This is a genomic window from Streptomyces swartbergensis, assembly GCF_002148965.1.
Classification (GTDB): domain Bacteria; phylum Actinomycetota; class Actinomycetes; order Streptomycetales; family Streptomycetaceae; genus Streptomyces; species Streptomyces swartbergensis.
On sequence record NZ_NGFN01000549.1, the window covers coordinates 1 to 3,310 of the forward strand.

Below are 3,310 nucleotides of genomic sequence, written 5' to 3' on the forward strand. Positions count from 1 at the left end.
GCTCTGCGGGGGGCGGGGTGGCGAGGAGTGCGGTGGAGTCGTGCGGCGCCTCGGACCGGCGCGCAACGTACCGGGCCGCGCCGCGTTAGTCAGGTCATGTCGATGTCGCATGCCATTCGCCGGGGTGGCCCCGGAAACGCGTCCGGGACCGTCCGGACCTCCCAGCCCTCCTCCCGAACCTTCCGGACCCTCGCTCGTCCCGGTCTGCGGCGGCTCGTCGTCGGGGCCGCCGCCGCCTCCGTCGCCGCCTTCGGGTCGCTGGCCGCGGTGTCCCCGGCCGCGTACGCCCAGGTCGGCCCGTCCCCGGCCGGGCTCGATGGCCGCCTGGGCCCGGACCGGGACCATCTCACCGTCACCGTGCGGAACGCGGGCGGTGAGGTCGACGGGACGTATGAGCTGTACTGCGGGCCCGACGGTGGCAGCCATCCCGACCCGCGCGCAGCCTGTGCGGCCCTGGAGCGGGACACGCGGTGGGGGAAGGACGTCTTCGCACCCGCCCCGGAAGGCGGCTTCTGCACCATGCAGTACGGCGGGCCGGCCACCGCGCACGTCACCGGAACCTGGGCCGGACGGCCCGTCGACGCCAGGTACGACCGCCGTGACGGATGCGGGATCGCCCGCTGGGACCGGCTCGTGCCGCTGCTGCCCGACATGAGGGCCGAGCGGCGCCCCTGAGGGATCCGTGGGAAGCGCGTGTCGGCACTTGGCGTCCTTATCCGGCCACGCGCACCCCCATCCGGCCACCCGGGCGAAAAGGTACAGAAACACTGTCCACGTAAAGGTCCCGCGAAGGTCCCGCGACGTCGTTGCAGGAGGACGGGCGTTTCCGCTTACTCGGTCGTCAGTTCGGGGTCACTTCCTCGTGCGACCTCGCTCTCATCCGGCGTCGCGAGCGCAACCGCAGCCCTTAGACTCCCTCGCGTGACACGCCGCGGGACGGTTGGCAAGATGGCCCGAGCGGTCGGCAAGGTGCGGTAACAGGGAGGAAGCGTCTCGTGAGCAGCAGGCCATCCCGAGGCGCTGCTCGCCTCGCAGCCATACTGGACGCTCTTCCCGACGCATTGGTGCTGGTCAATGCCAACGGGACGGTCGTCAACGCCAACACCATCGCCCTGGAGGCCTTCGAGACGCCGGGCACCGCCCTGGTGGGGCGCGGGCTGCTCGATCTGCTGCCGCAGTTCGACTCCAAGCTCATCCCGGGGTCCATGCGGCGGCCGGAGCACCTCGATCCGCATGCCCGGACCAAGCCGACCCGGATGATCGCGCGCAGGACGGACGGGACCGAGTTCCCCGTCGAGGTCACCAGTGCGAATCTGGAGAACGGGCAGCAGGCCTACGACGGTTACGGCTACACCAGCGACGAGCTGCTCATGCTCGTCGTACGGGATCTGTCCGGCACCGTGGACACCGAGGCCGAGCTGGCGCGGTCGCAGCGGCAGACCGAGATGATCCTGAGGGCCGCGGCCGAGGGCGTCGTCGGGACCGACACCGATGGGCGGATCGTGCTCGTCAATCCGGCCGCCGCTCAGATACTGGGTTACAGGGCCAGTGATCTCGGCGGACGTGAGCTGCACACGCTCGTGCTGCACTCGCGTTCCGACGGGTCGCCCTTCCCGTACGAGGAGTCGGCGCTCGCCGACACCCTGCGCTCCGGGCGCAAGCACCGGGTGCGCGGGCAGGTGCTGTACGCCAAGAACGGCGGCAAGGTGCCGGTCGATCTGACGACCGCGCCCGTGCGCGACGGCGAGCAGCTCGTCGGCGCCGTGATGACCTTCACCGACCGGCGGCCCTACGACGCCGTCGTCGAGGAGAAGGAGGCGGCTCAGAAGCGCCACGAGGAAGAGCTGGAGCGGATCGCCGAGGAGCACGCCTCCGAGCTGACCGCGCTGCGCCAGCAGCACGTCACCGAGCTGGAGGAGCTGCGCGAGCGGCACGCCGAGGAACTCGGCGCGAACGAGGAGCGGTACGCCGCCCTCGGGGAGCGGGAGAAGGACCGGTACGAGGCGCTCGCCGCGCGGCACGAGCAGTTGCTGACCCTGCTCGGGCGGTCGCTGCGCGGGCCGCTGGAGGAGCTGCGGCGTGAGCTGGCCGCGCTGGCCGCGGACGACGCCGGGCAGCTGTGGCCCGAGGCCAACCAGGTGCTGCACCACCTGTCCGCCGGGTACTCGCGCATCACGACGCTCATCGACAACGTCCTCGGCTATCAACGGCTCGACGCGGGCAGCGAGGGCATCTCCCGTACGAAAGTGATGCTGGACGCCGTCGTCGCCGCCGGTGTCGACGGGGCCGTCGAGCTCATCGGGCCCGGGCGGGTGCAGTTCGCCGTGCACGCGCCGCCCATCGAGGCCGAGGTGGATCCCCGGCTGCTCGCTACCGCCCTCGCGCATCTGGTCGCGGACGTGGCGGGGGTCGACGCGACCGGCAACACGCCCGTGTCGGCGGGCGGCTACATGGACAACACCGTCGTGGTCGCGGCGGCGCAGCGCGGCGAGGTCGTACGCATCGAGGTGCGCGGGCCGTACGCCGGCGGCGACACCGTGCACGAACCCATCGTCCGCGGGATCGTCCGGGCTCACGGTGGCGTGCTCCAGACGCATGAAGTGCCGGGGATGAGCGGTAACGCGTACGTCCTCGAAGTGCCGATCGGGGGCGGGGCCGGGGCGGTTGCCGCGGATGCCGCGGCCCAGGCCTCCCAGGCGGTCGGCGAGGGGCTGCCCGCTTCCTCCGGTGAGCAGAACTCGGGTGAGCAGACCCCCGGTGAGCAGATCTCGGGTGAGCAGACCTCCGGTGGAGGGCGGCGCCGGGCGCGGCGGGCAAACACCGATGCCTTCCTGGACGGTGACGTGTCCGCTGAGGGCGAGGGGGCCGATGGGTCCGCTGGGTCCGGTGGGCCCGGCGAGTCCGGTGCCGAGGGGGCCGCGCCCACCGGGCGGCGCAGGAGGCGGGCCGCCGGGGAACCGGCTGCCCTTCCCGCGCAGGCTTCCGGTGAGGATGCGGCCGTGTCGGGCGGTACCGGGCGGCGGCGGCGCGCGGCCGAGCACGCCGGTGCGGCTCCGGCCCTGCCCGTCGGAGGTGCCGTCCAGGGTGTCGCCGAAGGGGCCGTCGTCACGGCCGCCGAGCATGCGGCGGGGACCGCCGCCTCGGGTACGGGGCTGGGCGGGACCGTTCCGCCGCAGGGCGTGCCCGCGCCCTCCGGTTCCGGGCGGCGGGCCCGGCGTGAGCCCGGCGAGCAGCACGCGCTGCCGCCGGCACTGCCCGCGCCGTCCGGCGAGGCCGCCGCGGCTTCCGCCGACGCGGCCCAGGGCCAGGC

The 3,310-nt window shown here is 73.4% G+C and carries 2 protein-coding genes; both read left to right on the forward strand.

Going from position 1 to position 3,310, the window contains the following annotated elements:
• Positions 1 to 102: 102 nt before the first annotated feature.
• Entirely contained in the window at positions 103 to 675 is a 573-nt protein-coding gene (locus CA983_RS41870; protein ID WP_167407555.1) for an SSI family serine proteinase inhibitor, read from the forward strand.
• Positions 676 to 995: 320 nt separating this feature from the next.
• A partial coding sequence (locus tag CA983_RS41875; RefSeq protein WP_143645751.1) for a PAS domain-containing protein occupies positions 996 to 3,310 on the forward strand: 2,315 nt, incomplete at its 3' end.